Here is a 20476-nt window from a genome sequence, read left to right on the forward strand (position 1 = left end):
TTGATACGAATGATCGAGTAATGGTATTGGATAATACAGGTGTTGCAAAAAAAGTTCCTTTATCATCAGTACAGTCAACTGTTACAAGTGACAACGGTTTAACAAAAACTGGAAACAATGTACAATTAGGAGGCACACTACTTAAAAATACAGACATAGCTACTGCTGGTTTCAATACTACATTTAGTGGAGCAGGAAATCTGGGACTTGGTGTTGTTCCTACAAAGAAGCTTGATGTAGATGGTGATACATACCTTAGAGGCAGGCTAAATTTAGCTGCTGCTTATGATGATGGTGCCACTCTAATTGTTAAAAATAAAACAGCTGGTAACTGGATTGCTTCATTTGCAGGGTCAGGAATAAATCCTTATAGAGCAGTTTTGTTGGATAACGGGAATTTTGGTTTAGGAATTATAGACCCATCAGAAAACCTAGATGTAAATGGCAATGTGAGATTCAGACAAGTACCAGAAAATGCAAGTCTTGATACGAATGATCGAGTAATGGTATTGGATAATACAGGTGTTGCAAAAAAAGTTCCTTTATCATCAGTACAGTCAACTGTTACAAGTGACAACGGTTTAACAAAAACTGGAAACAATGTACAATTAGGAGGCACACTACTTAAAAATACAGACATAGCTACTGCTGGTTTCAATACTACATTTAGTGGAGCAGGAAATCTGGGACTTGGTGTTGTTCCTACAAAGAAGCTTGATGTAGATGGTGATACATACCTTAGAGGCAGGCTAAATTTAGCTGCTGCTTATGATGATGGTGCCACTCTAATTGTTAAAAATAAAACAGCTGGTAACTGGATTGCTTCATTTGCAGGGTCAGGAATAAATCCTTATAGAGCAGTTTTGTTGGATAACGGGAATTTTGGTTTAGGAATTATAGACCCATCAGAAAACCTAGATGTAAATGGCAATGTGAGAGTTAGAGGTATAAATTCTTTATCTGGTGAAAACCTGGTAGTAAAAAAAGTGGTAGCAGATAGCAATGGTACTCTAAGAACACTTCCTTCTCAAGAACCTGAACTTGTAGGTAATTACGGTATAGATAATATTGCTGGAGCAACCGCTACGGCTACTGAAAGTGTTCCTTTAAGTGATGTTACTGTGAGTACTTACACTTTTACTGTGACCGCAAGATCACTAGTCAATATCATATATAGTTGCGGGTACTCATTTCCTAATCTTATTAATGAAAGCAATGAAAAGACAAAAAGAGTCAAGATCTATTGTGATTTTACCTCGGTGCCTGCCTCCAGTAGTATTTCTGTTGGTGCTAATTTCGCAGAATCTGCCATACCCGTTAGATTAGGAGGTCCAACCACTGGAAGTAATCTACAAGGTGCATTCATTATGAACTCATCAGCATCAATGGTTCTTTCTCCCGGTGTGTATACGGTGCGTCTTGTCGGATCTGCGGCTATTGCAGGCTCAGTAGCAAATACACAGGGATTGGGAACATTTACAGTGAATTTTGGCGGAAACAGTAACATTGATAGTTTTATTGTACGCGCGACAGCCTTATAAATTTAAATTATTAAATTATGAAAAGAAGTATATTTTCAATTTTTTTGTTTATTTCTGCGATTTCATTTGCTCAAGTGGGAATCAATACAAAAACTCCCCAATCAACATTTGATGTAGTAGGAGATCCTACAGATCTCACGAAAGTAGATGGTATCATAGCACCAAGAATCTCAGGAAATAATCTTGCAAATAAAGATGCGCTTTATACCACTGCACAAACCGGAACTATTGTATATGTAACTTCGGGAGTAGTGGTACCGACAGCTAAAACTGTAAATGTGACAACGGTAGGATATTATTACTTCGATGGTTCTGTTTGGGTAAAGATGTCTTCTTCTAATCAGTCAGGACCTAAAACTTTATTTTTGGATGCAACCAATGTTACTACTAATTCTGCAAATGAAGCTAATGCATTTAATACAGGAGCAGATATTTTGGTTCATTTTGATTCCTCCTCTCATGTTCGATTGAATACATTAAATGCTACGGTAAACCAAGAATCAGTTATGATATCTGATTCTGGATTTTATCAGATCACAGCATCACTAACTACAGTAATTGAAGCAGAAAGTGACCTGGATATTTTCCAATCTTTTAACGTGGAAAAATCTTCAGATAATGGAACAACTTGGACTCCTATTTCCGGGACGCGAGTTAGGGAGTCGATTCCGGAAAACTTCAGTAATGTTAGTTTATATTCTGTTCTCGCAACAATTGTAACTCAACTACAGGCAAATGACAGGATTCGCTTGGTAACATTTAGACCTAAGAGTGCTTCTGGTGTTGTACTCGGTCAGGCTGTAACTTCATTTAAAATTAATGGTGTATCCGCTCAAGGCACTAAAGGATATTCATTAGGGTTAACAAAACTATAAGTTGTGTGAGGATGATTTTTTAGCAGTTAAAATCCTCATACAATACGCTTATAGAACCTGAGTTTGTTTAAGATTGTTATTGCTTAGAAATTAAAATTAGATTTGAAGGAGTTACTTATGTTCCTTCGTTTGATCTTAAACTTACTCAGGTTATTATATTTTTTTTATTAGTTACTACTGATCTTGTATATTGAAAGATCAGTAGTTTATTTAGAGTAAACAATAAAATTATAAAAAATGGGAAAAAAAATATCCACAATTTTTGTGTTGATTTCTACAATTTCATTTGCTCAAGTGGGAATTAACACAGATGCTCCCAAAGCTACTCTGGATATAATGGGAACTCCTGCGGATCTAACTAAAATAGATGGCATAATCGCGCCAAGAATCTCAGGGAATAGTCTTTCGAGTAAGGATAGCTTATATAATGCAGAACAAACGGGAACTATAGTGTATGTAACTTCGGGAGTTGCATTACCAACGGCAAAAACGATAAATGTTACAGCCGAAGGATATTATTATTTCGATGGTGGTGTTTGGGTAAAAGTGTCTTCTGCGCCTTCAGTAAATGCAGACAATGGGCTTACAAAAACAGGTAATAATATACAGCTTGGCGGAACTTTAATAAAAGATGCTCACATAGATACTGCCGGATTTAATACTATTTTTAGTGGATCAGGAAATCTAGGAGTTGGCACGGTTGTACCATCAGAAAAGCTTGACATAGAAGGTAAGGTACGGATCGGAAGTACTCCTGAACTAGCTGAGCTTGATGCGAAACCATTGTTTATAGGTGGAAATGGCGTGTTAGGCACTTTAAAAGAAGGAGGACCTAAAACTTTATATATAGATGCAATAAATGTTTTTACCACTTCAAATAATAACTTGCTTAGCGATTTTAATAACGGAAATCATATCGTGATTAGATTTGGTCCTATAAATGATAATATTCAATTGAATACAATGGACGCTACAGTAAACGCAGGATATGTTACCATAAAACAAAATGGATTTTATCAACTCAATGCATCCTTAGGAACAGCAGTCACTACTTCATCAAATTTAAATATTTTTCAGGTTTTTAATGTAGAAAAATCTTCAGATGGTGGAGTAACATGGACAACAATTTCTGGCACACGAACAGTTTCCTTAATCCCGCCAAATTTTAATAACTTCAGAGTTTTTTGTATTCTACCGACTGTTGTAACTCAATTACAAACCAATGACAGGCTGCGGATGGTTACATTTAGACCTGTAGCAGCAAATGGTACTTTGCTAGGAGGTGCTCTAGACGCTATTAGTATTAATGGCTCAATAGAACAAGGCACAAAAGGTTTTACTTTTGGATTAACGAAACTATAGATAGTTTGAGGATAATTTTAGCAGTTAAAATCCTCATGCTTACAATACCTGAGTTTGTTTAAGATTGTTTTTGCTTAGATATTATAATTAGATTTAAAGGAGTTATTTAAGTTCCTTCGTTTAATCTTAAACTTACTCAGGTTATTATATTTTTTTATTAGTTACTACTGGTATTTATTAGAAGATCGGTAGTTTATAATAATTAATTATTAAAATTATTAAAATGGATACAAAGACCTATGAAAAACAAATCCTAAAGTTCATTATTTTAACTAATTTTTTTTTATTTACACAATGTAGCTCTACCAAAAATTACAATTATGGTAATCAGCAGCACGAAAGCGATATGGATAAAGCATCATCTGAAATAAGAAAAAGACAAGAATCTGAAATTATAAAATTTGATTATCGAGATAATAAAAGGAATATACCTCATAATCGTCCATAAGCAATTTCATATATTAATGCAATCAAGATTTAAGCAACGATAACGGTGCACACATAGGTAATTATTGTTTCCAGGGATCAATCAACTACTTACCTACGCAAGCATTTGATTTTAATGGATTGTCAGTCTGTGCAGCTACTTAGTCACCTGTACCATAATTTTATTTTGATCTAATGGATTCCTCGAGACTTGATTAGTGGTTAATATAGAAAAAAATATAAAAAGGATTTTATCTCCAAATAGACTAAAATGGTATATACCATTCCCTGAAAATCATGATATTTTCAAGAGTTACCATAAAAGCTTGCTTCTCTATCATTTGGTTTTTAAAAATCTAGATTAGTATTCTTATTAACCATAAGAATATTATATACACACAGATTTCAACCGCAAAAATTAATTAATGAGGATCACAATATTAAAGAAGGAGATCTTTGAGTAGGAGTATTTTATTAGAAAAATAAATTAGTGTATAGTTTATAGCAATGGAATGTTAGTACTGCGACCAACAATATTCTTTGCAGAAATTATCTCCTCATGAAGAACTGATTTACATATTGTAATAGATAGAGAATGATAATCAGCAGTAAATAAGAATTTTTATCGATGAATTTCAAAAATATTAACGTAGGAAAACTTATCAAGGTCAAAGTTGCAGAGCGCAATTTAGAAATGTCTCGTATCTGTAATTTTTTCAAGATTTCCGACAAAGAAGTGGAAGATATGTATTCTTGCGAAAGCCTTGATTCAATCATATTATTGAAATGGAGCAAACTTTTAGAGTACGACCTTTTCAGGTTATATTCTCAGCATCTTATATTGTATGCTCCAGCCACTAAGACAGATCCCAAACCTTCTGGTGTCCAATCAGTGTTGCCGGAGTTTCGGAAAAATATTTACACGGTAGAAATTATAGAATTTATTTTGGGTCGTATAAAATCTAATGAAATGACAAAGAATCAAGTGATTGAGAGATATAAAATTCCAAAAACAACACTCTACAAATGGATTGCAAAAAACAGAACATCCCAATCATTAAATGATCAAAATGAATAAAGAACCGTTGAAAGACCTAATATTAAAGGTCGAAGAAAACTTAAATAATATCCCTTCAAGTATCAAATATGATTTAGAAGACATTATCACTTGCCAAAAGATCATTAGTGAAAGAAAATAACTTGATAATCGAATGATACAAAAGCTGGTGAGTTGCCTTTGTACCGAGGAACTTTAAAATATCAAATATATAATACCAAGATCAAAGCACGCTTTTTAGAAACTAACAGTTAAATTTAAAGACACAAAATTTTTTATAGTACTCAATGGTCTTGGTTCTTTAATGGTAAAGAATTCATTAAAATAAAATGATGAAAATAGATAATAAGAACAATATCGATAAAACTGTAGTATTAATGATTATACTGATTGTTTTATATATTGTATTTCTTTTGGGTATGATCATGCTTGAGATTCAAATTCTGTTACTTTATATTAATCGTGGAGTTATTTTATTACTATTGTTTTGGAGATTCTTATTACTAAGAACTATTAATATAGAGATCACAGAATATATATTGGTCATAAAATATTACCACCCGATATTGATCAAACACCGTCAGCCGGTATTGGAACTCCCTATAACAGAAATTTATGACATTCAATTAGAGAACTCGATGATGATGAGTTTTTTTAAAATTACCGTTAATAAAAGGAAAAAATTCAAAATGTTCTGTTATCGTCTTCAAGGGATCAGCAAGAACCAACGAACTTTACTGCAAGACGTCATCAATTCTGTTTTAGATAAAAAAAAGACATAAATCATGATGCCTGATTACCATAATATCTTTAATGATATGATTGAAAAAAAAGATCCGAATTTAAAAACAGACTGTGAGATTATATTGAGAAAAAATAGATTATCGGTGTTGGACATTATTTCACTCAATAAAATAATCTTTGGAAAAGTTACCCAAGATCCCGGCAAGGAAAATCAGAAATATAGGGCGTATGATAGAAATGTGATCATAGAAATGTTACAGTATGGGCAAAAACACAAACTCAACAATACGCAGTTAGCTCAGCATTTCAATTTAAGCCGCAACACAGTAGCAAAATGGAAAAAGAACATTATTTTAAATTCTACAGATGTAGGTTAAAAATTGGTTTTGAGAGGAAAGGTATTAGTTAAATATTATTAATGTAAGCTTTCTCAAATAAAGGGTTTACGTTTTCTGAATCTATTTACTTTGATTCTTCACGAGAAACTCTTCTGAAGTTTTTAAAAAGTTGGCATAAGTGTCCTGTTATTGCATCCATCTGCATTGGACAGACCAGAAACTTTGATTTTAGGAAGAAAGACCACCATCAAAGCAAATACAGCCTGCCACTTCCTAATGGTGCACTCCTTATTATGAAGGGTGATCTTCAGGAAAACTGGGAACACCGGATCGCCAAATCTACTATACCCATGAAGCAACATATCAACCTAACTTTCCGCTTGATCAGTAAACTATAATATCATAAAACAGTAAAATTAAAAATTAGTTATATGTCTATTTCGTACTACGATTTTAAAAATATGCCAACTCAATCTCAATGCGAATTGGCTTTGTCCGAGGGAAAAGTCATCAGTGAAACCTCGAAAGATGGACTAAGGTTTGTATTGTATGAGCTGTCAAGTTTTTCAGTTGAGATCGTATATAAGATCATCAATGACAAAATCGAAGGTCTAAGCGTATTTCAAAATAAAGGAACTTTATGACCTATAAAGTAATTTGAATTTGTCTGGATATTGATATTTCATGTAATGCCTAATGTTCAGCAATGATGGTCGCAATACTTTTACTTTGTGATAATTCTAAATCCCAACCAATAATTCAGGGTCTTTGGTACTTCGGGAAACAATTTACCTTTATCGTTCCGTAGCAGCGGATTGTTACCGGAAGTACCCGAAATGAAACCTTTTACTTTATTGAATATTTCTTTCTCATTTGTGATATACCAGCCCCATTGTTGCTGCGTCATGTTGTTTGACCTTTCTGTCGAAAAAAAAGTAGGTGATAACAGGCAAAACCCTCGTCGATCGTCTGGCTTGATGCTGATTTCTGTGTCTGGATCAGAGTTTCTAAATTTTTCATAAGCCAGATGGTTGAATTCATGGGGTAATCCTTTATTGAGCGTATACTCAGTATCAACCCCGGGATTGTTTATTTCAAGAGCAAACTATTCAGCATTGCAACCTCCAAAGCATATACCTGTGATTGGCGTAAAAATTAAACTTAATTTCGCCTTTGATTAGTAGGGAACCAACTTACTGAATTTTCTCAGGTTTTTCTTAATCAATTTGTTTAAATTGATGTCTGTTATTAGTTTTGTTTTTTTTGATTAAATCTTCTTTGTTTTCGGAAAGTAATGTTCTGTTCCATTTGATCGTTCCAGGGGAATTGTTGAATTTTTTCCCATTCACATCACCGAAAATCATACCGTAGCAACTGTCCCATAATTTTTGATGAGGCTTGTATACATTTCTGTCTATTATCATTGAGTCAAAAACTGTGGACTGATTAGCTAATATTTGATATTTAAATAAGTTTTTGACGGTAATATTTTCAATTTGAATAGAGTCAGATAATTGTTCAATTTTTTTTATAATCAAAATCACTTTTCATAGTAGTTTTGGTTGAACAAGAAATGATTGTGAGGATGACAAATAGTGAAGAAATATTCTTCATAAGAATTTTTTAAGGTGACTTTAAAAATAGAGAATCTTTAACTACAGACAACTGACTGCATTGTTTTATTACATATAAAGATCCCAGGATTTATCATTCAATTTTACTGATATTTATCTCATTAAGTCTAATTGAGAGTCATCCAAAGGTTCGTTAAGTTCCCAATAATATTCAGGTCTTAATAGTGATGAATATTTGTCTAATTTTGAATTATTTCGTCCATTCGTTTCGTTTTGTAGCATTGCCGCTAACGGCAAAATTTAAGCGTAGTACAGGATTTCGAAACGATTTACTTTCCGTCACTAACTTACTGAAAGCCAAAATACTCAATTTTGGACAATCAGCCCGCATTACGCTTATATAAATGTTACCGGCGTTTATTTTTCATTTTCCGGGTGTTCATAAAACGGTAATTACAAGCTCTATCTTCTTTATATTCAATTTTATGTTCGGTTAGAAGCTGTACAATTATTTCTCTGGTTGCATTTTCGTCAAGACCAAATTTTTCTCCAAGGTCAATTTCATTTAGCTGACCATTATTTTTTATTAAAGCGTTGTAGTATCTATCTTTATTTTCCATAATTCGTTTGTTTTTTTACTGCGATCATCATATGTGGGCTAAATGGTAAAAGATAACTGTCGTTTTCTGTGACTTGTATAAGTTCTAGCAATGTTTTTTTCTTTTCGTCATTCAACATATTGGCAAAGTAATCCTTGTCCAACCAAGCCATACCTTCAACTGCATAAGTATTTAGATAGGTTAATTCCTGTTTCATAAACTCATCTTTTAGCTGTTCTGGTCTGTGATAATATGCTTCAGCTAAAAGCCAGGGAAAATCATCCGGAGGATTATGAATTCCTGTTGTTAATTCCTTCTTGCACATTTGGAAAAATGTTTTTTTGTGAATGAGACCATTTAGAAGTCCTGCCAAGGTTGATGCAGTATAGTTAATTGCAAATCCCAAAATGATTCCGTCATTTTTTAGAACCCGTTTCGCCTCTTTGATAGCTAATTCTCTGTCTTCTTCTTTTTGAAGATGATAGAGAGATCCGTGTAAAATGATCAGGTCTGCAAAATCATTTTGAAAATCTAAGTTTTTCGATTCGCCCAAGTGAACAGAAAACTTATTTTTTAATTTACTAGCTCTGTTTTGAGCAATTTTTATGTGTTTAGAAACGGGTTCTACCAAATGAACCTGATGTCCTTTATTTGCAAGCCATTCCGAGTACTTTCCCGTACCACCTCCAATATCGATTATTTTTGAAGATGATGAATGAATATGTTTTTCTATGAGTGACTTAATTCTTTCAAATTCAAATATGCCCATTCCTTTCTCGAGTCTGGTCTCTTCTGATGCTTTATTATAAAAAACTTCTATATTTCTGTCTATTAACTGTTTGCTTTTCATTTTTAATCCTGGTATTTTCATCACTTATTGAAATGTTAAACACATAGCAAAAGTGATAATCAATAGATTCGTGATCAATTGTTTTTGTTTAAAATTTGATGAAATAACTGGATATGATTATCTGTGCACAAAAAACAGAAAGATTTCTATGTGCAAATTACTAGTTTTGTCGAGATTGTCTTTTTAAGAAAGACGCAGATAATATGTTGAATTAATATAACAGACGACAAATATAGAAATTTGTGATTAATTCTTTTTGAGTTTTTGCTTTTAATTGCAGATAACTTTTAGGCTCGTCATATTCATTTCTACAAATGAACAAGGTAGCAGCAGTATGATTTCTACTTTCAATTTCCTTGATGTACTTTTTTTGATTTTCGTTTAAGATGACATTTTTATAATCCAATTCTCCATCTGATATTGAACCAATTCTTTACTTTTAAAACCTCCACAACATTCTTTTTATTGACTTTTCATAAACAGGTCTTATTTCAACGACAATGATTCCATATGAGGCTACCTGATTTTCTATAGCAAATATATTCCGTTGTCATTGCGGAAAAAAATATTTTTGGGTATCCGGAATCAGGATTCTTTTTGGTTATAATTAGCTGAAGATATAGCTTTGATAGTAATCTATTATAAAAATAGTTAATGCTTTGACTTCAGTTTTTTGATTATTTCCTGCACATTTTTATTTTGTGGATCTAGTTTTAAGGTCTTTTCGTAATTTTTAAGTGCAAGATCATAATTTTCAAGTTCCAGATATGTCTCTCCCAAGCTGTCATAGGCATTAGCGCTTGAAGGATACAGTGAAACATTTAATTTAAATAATTCCAAAGCATCTGCTAGCCTTTTTTGAGAAATCATTTTGTACCCCCAGTTGTTGACCTCGTTTTCCGTCAATGTAAAATCCTTATTTTTTGATTTTAATTTTTTCGCTGTTTCGCTGGCATTTTTATACCCGTTTTTGTCTAAAACCATTTTCAATGATTTTGCTGAAGGTGACATTCCAAAACCGTTGGCCTCTTTCATATCAGGAATAAACAATCCTGCCAATTCATCGATAAATACATCAGGAGTTCCACCAGACAAATTGGTCAGCACGATAATAGAAAGATCATCTTTTGGATACACAAATACAGCTGCTCTTCCTCCGCCAACAGGAGCCAATGCCGGATGTTCTTCTCTGTCTATGGTTGGCCAGCCAGCCGCATAGCCGTTGAGAAGCCTGCTGAATCCACCTGTTTTCCCGTCATTCAATACATCAGGTTTCCAAAGTGCTTCTAAACTGGATTTTTGCTTTAGTAATTCCATATTCTGCAATGCGATGATCCATTTGGCTAGTTCGTTGGCTGTGGAACTCATTCCCGCTGCCGTTTGTAATGCCGGAGGAAAGGAGAAGAACATATTGTTGAGTTTACCTTTTGAAAACTGATAGCTGTTAGCCGCATTGGGAACCAATTCTTTCGTTGCCCCGAAACCAGATCGGATAGTCATTGGCATGCCCACTTTTTGAAGTTGTCCTTTGGTGATGAATTCTTGAAAAGACATTCCACTCAGCTTATTGATGATCAGACCAAGCAAGTAGTAATTGGTTTGATTGTATCTGAATTCCTCTCCAGCTTTGAAATCACTAGGCATAGCGATTACTTTTTTCCAGGCCGTATCAAAATTATCAGCGATCATTACAGCTTCCTCTTCATCCACAAGGTCAGGAATTCCGGATGTGTGAGACAACAATTGCTGAACTTTCACCGATTTCCAGGTTTCCGGAATATCAGTAAGGTATTCTGAGATAGGCGAATTCAGTTTTAATTTTCCTTCTTCTACCAATTGTAAAATAGCAACACCCACAAACGCTTTGGTAATGGAATTAATGGTAAATACAGATTTACTGCTTACAGAGATAGAATCCTGAATATTCGCCAATCCGTAATATCCTGTTTTTATGATTTTACCGTGTCTCACAATGGCTAATTCCAATCCCGGAATTTTGCGTTTCTGCATTTGATTTTGGATAAACACATCAATGCTGTCCGACTGACAGAAAACTGAGACAGTACAGGAAAATAATACAATTGCAGCCAATGTCTTTTTGAAAATGAAAATCATATATAGTTTAATTTATAGATACGGTTATTACTGGATTTTAAAGCGTCAAATATAAGAATGAAAAGACATTTTTCGATAATTAAATATTTGAATTGTTAGCCTTGTTTAGTAAATATTTTGATGATTCAGAACCATTTTATAGATGATTTACAATTCTATTTTACACAGTTTACCATTTCTGCAGATCTATCGCATCATTTTTTATTGAAGCGATCATAAGCAAATCAGATTACAACAATGTTCAATTTCCTATGAGGCTACCTGATTTTCTATAGCAAATATATTCCGTGGTCACTGCTGAAAAAAATCTTTTTGGGTATCCGGGATCGGAGATCCCAGAACCTCCGCAAAAAATATTTCAAGCTTTCATCAATGCTCTTTCTTATTGTTTTCAAGGAATTGATTACAGTTTTCCTTGTGCCTGCCTGAATGGTGATCCGCATAGAAAAAGTCAGAAACCTCACAAGATGCAAATGCAGTTCATTGAAATTTTGATCCTTATTTATTCTCTTGGTATAAATCATCTAATCAGATGTTGGTATAAATCATCTCATCGATGTTAGTATAAACAGATTAATCAAATTTTTTATAAACCAATTCGTCAGCTGTTAGTATAAATCAATTTATCAGATAATACGATTAATAAAAGAATAGAAAAAAAGTCAAAGTTTCCTTCAAACTGCAATTCACAGGTTTTAATGTAAGTGCGGGAAAAACAGGTCTCCGCCGTACTCGGAGCAGGAAATATGAAATTCAATATTGTGAACGAAATTAAATTGAGCTACTCAAGAAAGGGGAATTGTGAAAGGTCTATATCGTCATCGGTCGATGCAGTGGATGTTTTCAGGGCGCATTTTGATGCGGAGGAAATGGATTACAGGGAATCGTTTTTTGCGCTGTATCTGAATCAGGCTAATAAAGTATTGGGAATTAAGAAAATATCGGAATGCGGCATTTCGTCCACATTGGTAGATGTTCGAATTATTATGCAGGCGGCTCTCCTTTGCAATGCCTCGGGGATCATCGTTTCGCATAATCATCCTTCGGGGAATCTGAAGCCTTCATCCGCCGATATTAAAATGACCGCCAAAATCAAAGATGCGGCAAAAACACTCGATATAGCATTGCTTGATCACATGATTTTAACGTCGGATTCTCATTTTTCATTTGCGGATAATGCGATGATCTGAGTAGTAAAATAATAAGCAAACAAAAAAATAATAGCATCAAATAATATATAAAGTCATCATCATGAACAAAATAGGAAATTACACGGCAATTTCAGAGGTAAGTACTTATTGGTACTTCGTCACAGTAGCAATTCTATCGGAATTGTACAGGGAATCGAAAACAACGGAAATCTTATAGACGTTCAGCCTGACTGCAATAAGGTAGATACAATCATTCGGATTGATTCGGCGGAGGATTCTTTTACGGACTTCTATTCGGATTTTTACCATCAGCTGAAAGATCCCTCCGAATATTCATTTTTTAAGGTGAGGGAATTCGAGGCGCACGATACAGCTTTAGATTTACAAGAATACATTGATTGTTTATCGGAGGTTGAGAGACAAGATCTGAAAGCGGTTGAGGTTTCTATTGAAGCGGTCAATGCGATCAGATATAAGAAAACCATTGAAAATGAGCCTTCTGTTTTGAAGAAGGGTTTTAATAACGGGTCAGTTACTAGTAATAGTAGTTCTCAATACCGCTATCAGATCGAGGATGTTCCTTGGGACACGATGACTGAATTAGGTCTTGACAAGGAAAAATTAGAAGAGATAGGGGCGTTGGATTCTTTGTTGAAAGGCTATAAAACACCAATGTTGATTCCGATACTTTTTAATGATGGGGAAGCGGTAAGTCAGATTGATGCACGGTTACAGTTGCGCATTGACGAAGATGGAGAATTGATTGTGAAGGTTCATAGGGTTTGTAAGAGGGTGGATTTCAGAAAGAAGTTTATGGGTCATAAGTTTACAAAAGAGGATAGGGTCAATCTTTTGACTTCTGGGAATATGGGGAGAGTGGTGGATCTTACTGATACAGTTACAGGAGAGATAATTTCTTCACTGATAAGTTTGGACAGGCTGACCAATGAGTTGATTTCTTTGAGGATAGAATTTGTACGGATTCCTGATATGCTTTGCGGTTTGAGATTGGATTTGGGGCAGAAGCAGTTGCTTCGTGAGGGGAAACCGTTGTTTATAGAAAATATGGTATCGAAGAAGGGGACAATGTTTTCTGCGATGGTACAATTCAATGCGGATAGGCAATGGGTGGAGTTTTTGTTTGAGAATAAGTTTAGAAGTTCTGGTTTTAACGAAGTGAACCATTCTGAAAGAGAAGTTCCTTCACATTTCAGAGGGGTCAAGCTTCGTCAATGGCAGATGGATAAGTTGAAGGCAGGGGAGTGGGCTTATATAAAGGGGCTGGAGAGTAGAAAAGGGAGGGCTTATCAGGGCTATATGAGTTTTGATAAGATGATAGGGAGAATTGTGTTTTCTTTTAAGAATCCGAAAAAGAAATAGGTGAGTCGTGAAATTGTTTTGAGGAACTGAAAAGAGGCAATAAGTAAATTAGAAATTATTTTTATAACCTGCTAGGTCGATTGACTTTGCAGGTTGCTTTGTTTGGGTTTTAGATGGAAATGGCTGATAAAAGTCGGGCGGCAAAAATGCAATTCCTCCCTGTGGTCGGAAACGCATTTTTGCCGAGTTTGGAGCAACCCCATTTCAAAAACATTGCCGGGTAGGACTTTGCTATGTTTTTGAAAAAAGGTTGCAAAGATTTAGAATAATAATATCGTTTTTAGATCCCTGATGTTTTTTTTAATGAATAATGTTTTCCGCAAGTTCTCTTTGATTCGTAGCGGTCGGGAACAAGACTAATTATCATTTCTTCACCAATTAACCTGTAGTCGATGACTTTAAATTCTAATAATATGATGTTATGTGAAATTTCTACAAAAACACGAAAGCTCGCTGCAATTTATTGTGTCAAATTGCAATTATTTCTAGCTGTAATTTTTTTTAATGTAATTGAAAAGAGAGGGTACGACTGATATTTTTGGAAATCTGAGGTTAAAAACTATAAATTATTGATAGAAAATACTTGATTAAGATTTAATGTGCTGAGATAGCTAAATAATTCAGTAGTATCTGATTTTCAATATTTAAAAAATATCTTATCTCAGTCGTTATACTTTTCTTTCATTTTTTTTATTTTTTCCATGAGCTCTTGGTCGTCTTGTGTATGTGCTACGGTGTACATTAAATTAAAGATTGGATGTGGATAACCCAATATTCTAACATTCAGATCAAAAAAAATATTAAGTGCGATGAGGGCAGCGACATGTGCATTTTCCAATTCCCCGTTAAAACAAAATGCTTCTCCAAGTTTGGTGTAATAGTGCATTAAAAAAGCGTCATTTCTATTTTCTTCCGGTAGTTCATTATGCAGAGTAATCGCAAGTTTGAAAAGTTTAATGGCTTCAGGAAAATTTAATACCTCATAATTGGCTAATGCCAAAACTTGACATTGAATGGACATTGAAAAATCATCATAAATATTATATTTCTGTCTTAAATGCTCAAGATTCTCAAAACATTCTGTGAACCGATCCATCTTTCGTTGCTGAATAAACAAATTGCAGAGATTACAAATGGATATGAACAATTTTGGCAGGTGCTCTTCATGAAGACTTAAGATTGACACCGACTGCTCAAAATGTTCAAAAGCCTGATCCATATGACCGTCAGCTGCAAGAGCGATCCCGTAATTATTGGCTATTAATCCAAGAAGTGGGTCAGTGGGCTCCAGATGATTTTCTGCTCTTTCAAATAAGCTCGTCCACTTATCGGTTATATGATCTTTCCCCAGCCAGTTATAAATATTCAAAACTTCGTTCTCCAATTGTAACAAAGGTTGATAAATGGTTCTGCGATATGGTTCATCGATCACATTAAGTATTGCTTCTCCAAACTTTAAAAATCTTAAAGCAAAGCTAAGATCCTGATCAGCACCTTTTTTTAACACCTTTAAAAGACACCAGACATTGTTAAGTTGGTTTAAAAATGGCAGCTCCTTTGTGCGCTCCTGATAGATGATAGAATCCCTCAAGACCTTATGCATTGTAATTTGCGTGCCCTCTCGTTCAATTAAGCCTTTAGCATGCAATCTATTAATCGCATTCGTTAGATTTGTTCTGCTTTCAGACTTGTGTTCTTCTCCAAACCAATCAACAAGATCATTAAACTGTACATCCTCCAAAGGCAGCATTGCGAAAAAGGTCAAATAATACGCTTCGGCAGGTTCAATTTTGCTCAGGTTAAATGTCTGATTTAAAATCTTTAAAATATTGAGTGATTGTCCACCATCATTGGGAATGTCTATATTGAGGTTGTCATCATCCAGGCTTAGCTGTTCAAAATGATCCAGCATAATATCCAAAGTAAGATCAAAACTATATTTAATTGTTTTGGCGACTAAGCCAATGACCAAAGTATTATATTCTACATATTTAAATAGAGATTTAAATTGCTCGTCAGTACTATCAGCACCATCTTCGAAATTGCGGTAAATCGCCTTAGATTCCTCAAAACTTAATTTTTTTATGGTTAAAGTTTTTACGTTCTCCAGTCGTAATCTCGTACCAATGATCATTTTCCAATTCGCTAAACACTGTAAATCTGCCATTTCGGCTTCGGTACTATCGTAGCTATCAACAATTAGCAAATTATTACCTGAAATCTGATTCAGTTTGTTTATTATTAGACCAAACCTGGCTGAGAATTCATCGGGATTTAAAGCAGGTAAATCGAGATTTACGGCTAATTGCTCGTGAAAATTCAAAGTACTTACCAGGCCTGTTTCAACATTGATCCAAATGATGTGATCATAATCCTGAACATATTTTGAGACATAGAGTTTTAAAAGGGAAGATTTCCCCATTCCCCCATTGCCATTCACACTGACATGTTTGTTATCATTGAGAAGGTCCTGAAGATCAGCAATCAAGGTTTCCCGTCCAATGATCATTGACGAATTAATGAAAGGGATAGTGGTTATCAATTGTGGAATCAGCTTCTTGCCACTTATCTCTTCAAGTTTTTCTCCATGTAGTTTTTGGATATCTATTAGACCATCGACCTTTTCCTTTATTACAGAGACATCTTTTTCCAAATTGTCAACTCGTGAATGAAACAATTGGGCAAAACGTAAATCAATGTAATGCACCATTTCATCATCATTCGATTTCAGTAGGCCATCTAAAATGCGTTTGTTAACTTTTCTTTTGTTAGGATCGGGTAACTGAGATATACGATAGATCTCACTTAGAAGAACATCGAAGAGTATTTTTTTAGGTCTTTTTTCAAAAATAGGATGATCTAAATAATTATTGATATCAACAATTATTTGATCAATTGCTTCTTCGGTAGGTACTTCTTTGAAATCCCATTTTATTTTAGTCACAAAATCACAGATCAAATTCTGATCATCGAGTAAGCTCTGAAATAAAGATAAGTTGTTTTCTAAGGCTTTTTTCTGATCATCCGAAATTGTTTTTTTTGCTAAAGATTTCTGAGTCTTGGAATTGATCTGTGAAAATAAAATCTCAGACACGAGCGTTCCGCATTGCTGAAGGGTTTCTTCTTCAATATTTTCTTGCTCTGTAACCCATCTTTGTAGCAATTGCTCACTTTCTGAAATTTTGGTATTTGTAATAAATTGAAAAAGTACTGGTGTTGCACTGTTCGAATGCTCGAGATATAAGCTGAAGAAATTAAATATTGACTTCTTTATCTCGGGTGACTTAAAACTGAAAACTGAGGAATAGCATTTGATCTGCGTAAAAACTAGTTGGTCACCTATCTCTGTGATATCGTCCTCAACTTCGGTTTTAATGTCGTCTTCAATACTATTAAGATAGTGATGCAGCCATTTCAAAACAACATGTAAATACTGATAGTAAAATCCTCGATTTGTTGCAATTGCATCGCGATTTATCTTGATGAATTTTAGTAGGTCGGCTTTTATGATAGGGTATGGCAATGCTTTTAGAAACTACAGAGGTATAAATCACACTAACACAAATCCTTAATATGCGTAGATATCATCAAGATCATCAATAAAATAATTATCGTTGTGGATTTCTTTTATTGGATTATCATACAGTAGAAATGCTTTGATTTGTGGCTCAAGGATTACTGTTTCTTTAGTAATCATATTTGATTTGACTTTTTCTCTTAATTCCATCAAAAGTCTTCCCAATGCATTTTTTCCTTTCAATATAGAAGGGTTTAAAGGTGAAGCTCCCCATATAGTATCTTTTTTAGAAAATTCAACTATTGTTTTTTCACCCGTACTTAGTAGTAATTCCGAAAAAGTATCAAAGTTTTGAATCAATTTAACTTCTAGACACCATTTCATCACCTTAAACTTTACGCTATCCCAATCCTGTCTGCTAAACTGCTGGTATTTCCTACTTACGGATTTTGCATCCATTGGATTTTTTGTTTCAATAATTTCCTTCTGAATCATTGGAAATAATGGAAATCTGCATGCTTGATAAAGAATTTCTGAACTTTGGATATTAACTTCGTTAATGAACAGAGAATAGCCGGGAGCCATATTAGAAAGGCCTCCAAATTTATTTTCAGTTTTAGCAAAAGTTATAATTTCTCTTGTATTATATTCTCTAATGCTCGGATTCATAGTGCTAATTTAAACATTTTTTCATTATCCTCTATTAGCCACAGGAAATAAAGGTATCCAATCGTGACCTGGAACTTGCCACCAATATACTAACGGACAATTATTTGGAATATTTCGCCATGTAAAAAAGTGAGTTCCTAACCCAAATATCTTATATGCCGGATTTATAAGACCTAACGGTCTGAGATTAGGCTTGACTTCACCCGCAATCATTTCAATAATATCAATCCCTTTTTCAGTAATTATATTTTCATATCTAATCCGGTTTTCGGAGTTGGTGAAAAATGTCTCGTTGACAGGAGTATTTATTCTTCTATAGGCATAATCCTCGTGCTTGTCTGCACTAAGATTCTCTAAGTAGCTGTTGATTTTGGTATTGTTTCCTTTAACAGGCTTTGCTACGTTAAACTTTTGATCAGAGTATTTTGCATGATTCTCAATTTCATAATTCAAATACCAATTGATTTTTCTGCTGACTTTATCGCTAAATGTCTTGGTGATTCTGTATTCTTGAAAAGCCCGCCCCCATGAGTGTAAGCAAAAAACACTTACACTTAGTGTGATTTCATTAGCAGCCAATTTTTCGTGGTTTTTTTTCTGTTGGTCATCTTCTTTATTTAAGAAGTTGATGACATCTCTGCCGATAGTACTTCCGGATGCTAAAATGTCATCTATATATAAAATGTCTCTTAGGAAAAGTGATATAATCTTCGTACGAAAGAGAATATTTTTCCTCTAAAACTTCCCCTAATAGTTTTAAAATGGCGGGTTGACTTTTGTAGGATGGTTGAACATTTAAAAATTCCGTATCCATTAAGAACTGAGAAACATTATCATATCCAAACAATTTTAAATACACTTCAATATGACTAAAGATATATTCCTTTGCAGTATCTCTTGAAATGTAGACAAATGGTAAAATATTATTGAGCTCATTTAAAACAAGTCCACCATCGTCACCAAACTGTTCGCTCCATTTTAAAATTTTATCTGGAGTTATCTGTATTCCATCATGAGTGCGATAATCTTTTATAATTTCATAAATACTTTCAATTAGAGTTTTCATTAGTGGTTTTTAGTCATATTTTCAAAAATAAGAATAAAACAGTATTTATGCATTATTTTTTTTAGAATTGTAGAATTTCTCATACTCTGTAAATACATCAAATATTTTTACAATTGCCGCTACATTTATGTAATTCTTCCACTTCAAATTATAGTCCTTGAAATTTCCATGAATTATTTGATTTCTGTCATCCTTATATTTTCTAACAAGAAAATTCAACATCACAGATAAATTAATCTTGATTTCTTTATCTTCATCTGTCATCAATTCACTAGAATCATTTTTTAAATTTTCGACCAAATCAGAAATCTCAGATTCGGTGATTGTGTCTTTATTAAATTTTGACAATCTTTTTTCAATTCTTTTTTGTGCAGATACATGCGTCTTATGTTTTTTACGAAGTTGATTAAGGGAATTATCGTTGACGTCTTTATAATGTACTAATGCTTCTGAAAACTTAATAGGGAAGTCACTAAGCCATTTGCCTTTTGTTATTAAACTTTCTAATGAAGTAAATTTGTTGTAGATATATTCATTTATTTCATCATCATTTAAACTTGGGTTTTGATTTTGGTAAATTCTTCTTGACAAAAGTCTAACCAGGCTTTCACATGCTGTAATAAAAAGAATATTACTTGTGATGAAACTATTATTATTTGATGACTCTACAGCAACCTCAATAACCGAAATGATTTCTCGAAATTCCTTGTCACACTTCAGAACAGGCAATATCCTATCAGTTATCTCGGTAATTTTAGAGGGAAGAAACTTTTCAAGAATGGAAATGTCTTTTCTTTTAAGATAGATATCAATGTAATCTTTCACATACCCATCCGTCAACCATGCAATGTCAAGTAATAAATTTGATTCGGGGGATAATCTCGCAATATCAAATATTATAGATCCAGTTTGGATTTGCATCAATGTTACATTGAAAAATTCAGACAATTCCTGTGTACTAATGTTGCCATCTTCAAATTTTGACTTTAGATTACAATATAATTCAACTTGATCAGGATGTCGATCATGATTTATTTTTTGGATAATCTCTTTAAGCTGTTCGATGGATATTTCACTTTTTTTTCCTATCCATCTTTTATTTTTGTCGAATCTTAAATCCTTGTACTTTTCAAGATAGTTATTGGCTATCTTTTTTAATTCCTTTAGTTCATTAATTCTTTCATTTGTTTTCATTGTATTTTATTTAATAAC

General features: G+C 33.8%; 17 protein-coding genes and 2 pseudogenes. 11 read left to right on the forward strand and 8 right to left on the reverse strand.

Going from position 1 to position 20476, the window contains the following annotated elements; genetic code table 11:
* From C1634_RS22860 to C1634_RS22900, 9 genes and pseudogenes are all read left to right on the forward strand, one after another.
* Window positions 1-1541: pseudogene (locus tag C1634_RS22860) on the forward strand (hypothetical protein); the annotation flags it as partial.
* 74 nt (window positions 1542-1615) lie between these two features.
* On the forward strand, window positions 1616-2416 hold the full coding sequence (locus tag C1634_RS22865; RefSeq protein ID WP_123921551.1) for a hypothetical protein: 801 nt from the start codon (window positions 1616-1618) through the stop codon (window positions 2414-2416).
* A 237-nt stretch (window positions 2417-2653) separates the two neighbouring features.
* Window positions 2654-3778, forward strand: coding sequence for a hypothetical protein (locus C1634_RS22870; protein ID WP_103232681.1), 1125 nt, complete (start codon window positions 2654-2656; stop codon window positions 3776-3778).
* 223 nt (window positions 3779-4001) lie between these two features.
* The gene (locus tag C1634_RS22875) at window positions 4002-4226 is read left to right on the forward strand and encodes a hypothetical protein (RefSeq protein ID WP_103232680.1); all 225 of its coding nucleotides are present in this window, start codon (window positions 4002-4004) and stop codon (window positions 4224-4226) included.
* Window positions 4227-4832: 606 nt separating this feature from the next.
* A complete protein-coding gene (locus C1634_RS22880; RefSeq protein WP_103232679.1) occupies window positions 4833-5282 on the forward strand; it encodes a transposase in 450 nt (149 codons plus the stop codon).
* 308 nt (window positions 5283-5590) lie between these two features.
* Window positions 5591-6043, forward strand: a complete 453-nt coding sequence (locus tag C1634_RS22885; RefSeq protein WP_103232678.1) for a hypothetical protein — start codon at window positions 5591-5593, stop codon at window positions 6041-6043.
* A gap of 3 nt (window positions 6044-6046) precedes the next feature.
* Window positions 6047-6382, forward strand: coding sequence for a transposase (locus C1634_RS22890; protein ID WP_103232677.1), 336 nt, complete (start codon window positions 6047-6049; stop codon window positions 6380-6382).
* A gap of 149 nt (window positions 6383-6531) precedes the next feature.
* A complete protein-coding gene (locus C1634_RS22895; RefSeq protein WP_262509925.1) occupies window positions 6532-6741 on the forward strand; it encodes an alpha-ketoglutarate-dependent dioxygenase AlkB in 210 nt (69 codons plus the stop codon).
* 33 nt (window positions 6742-6774) lie between these two features.
* Window positions 6775-6987: a hypothetical protein gene (locus tag C1634_RS22900; RefSeq protein ID WP_123921553.1), complete on the forward strand. Its 213-nt coding sequence runs from the start codon at window positions 6775-6777 to the stop codon at window positions 6985-6987.
* 573 nt (window positions 6988-7560) lie between these two features.
* On the opposite strand, the gene C1634_RS25825 is transcribed toward C1634_RS22900, so the two are convergent.
* From C1634_RS25825 to C1634_RS22925, 4 genes are all read right to left on the reverse strand, one after another.
* Window positions 7561-7767, reverse strand: a complete 207-nt coding sequence (locus C1634_RS25825) for a hypothetical protein (RefSeq protein WP_123921555.1) — start codon at window positions 7765-7767, stop codon at window positions 7561-7563.
* 557 nt (window positions 7768-8324) lie between these two features.
* Window positions 8325-8537: a hypothetical protein gene (locus C1634_RS22915; RefSeq protein ID WP_109739185.1), complete on the reverse strand. Its 213-nt coding sequence runs from the start codon at window positions 8535-8537 to the stop codon at window positions 8325-8327.
* Window positions 8527-9387, reverse strand: coding sequence for a class I SAM-dependent methyltransferase (locus tag C1634_RS22920; RefSeq protein ID WP_228410142.1), 861 nt, complete (start codon window positions 9385-9387; stop codon window positions 8527-8529). The genes C1634_RS22915 and C1634_RS22920 overlap by 11 nt, the downstream gene beginning before the upstream one ends.
* A 630-nt stretch (window positions 9388-10017) precedes the next feature.
* Window positions 10018-11481: a serine hydrolase gene (locus tag C1634_RS22925; protein WP_109739186.1), complete on the reverse strand. Its 1464-nt coding sequence runs from the start codon at window positions 11479-11481 to the stop codon at window positions 10018-10020.
* A 746-nt stretch (window positions 11482-12227) separates the two neighbouring features.
* Here C1634_RS22925 and C1634_RS22935 point away from each other — a divergent pair.
* Window positions 12228-12671: a JAB domain-containing protein gene (locus C1634_RS22935; RefSeq protein ID WP_103232683.1), complete on the forward strand. Its 444-nt coding sequence runs from the start codon at window positions 12228-12230 to the stop codon at window positions 12669-12671.
* 108 nt (window positions 12672-12779) lie between these two features.
* Entirely contained in the window at window positions 12780-14012 is a 1233-nt protein-coding gene (locus C1634_RS22940) for a DUF3945 domain-containing protein (protein ID WP_109739187.1), read from the forward strand.
* A 661-nt stretch (window positions 14013-14673) separates the two neighbouring features.
* On the opposite strand, the gene C1634_RS22945 is transcribed toward C1634_RS22940, so the two are convergent.
* From C1634_RS22945 to C1634_RS22965, 4 genes and pseudogenes are all read right to left on the reverse strand, one after another.
* Window positions 14674-17535, reverse strand: coding sequence for an ATP-binding protein (locus C1634_RS22945; RefSeq protein ID WP_109739188.1), 2862 nt, complete (start codon window positions 17533-17535; stop codon window positions 14674-14676).
* Between the two features lie 45 nt (window positions 17536-17580).
* Window positions 17581-18198 carry an NADAR family protein gene (locus tag C1634_RS22950; RefSeq protein ID WP_109739189.1) on the reverse strand — a complete coding sequence of 206 codons (618 nt, stop codon included), beginning with the start codon at window positions 18196-18198 and terminating at the stop codon, window positions 17581-17583.
* 24 nt (window positions 18199-18222) lie between these two features.
* Window positions 18223-19264: pseudogene (locus C1634_RS26605) on the reverse strand (phosphoribosyltransferase-like protein).
* Window positions 19265-19309: 45 nt separating this feature from the next.
* On the reverse strand, window positions 19310-20458 hold the full coding sequence (locus tag C1634_RS22965; RefSeq protein WP_109739191.1) for a hypothetical protein: 1149 nt from the start codon (window positions 20456-20458) through the stop codon (window positions 19310-19312).
* Window positions 20459-20476 lie beyond the last annotated feature (18 nt).

The sequence above is a fragment of the Chryseobacterium viscerum genome (assembly GCF_002899945.2).
GTDB lineage: Bacteria > Bacteroidota > Bacteroidia > Flavobacteriales > Weeksellaceae > Chryseobacterium > Chryseobacterium viscerum.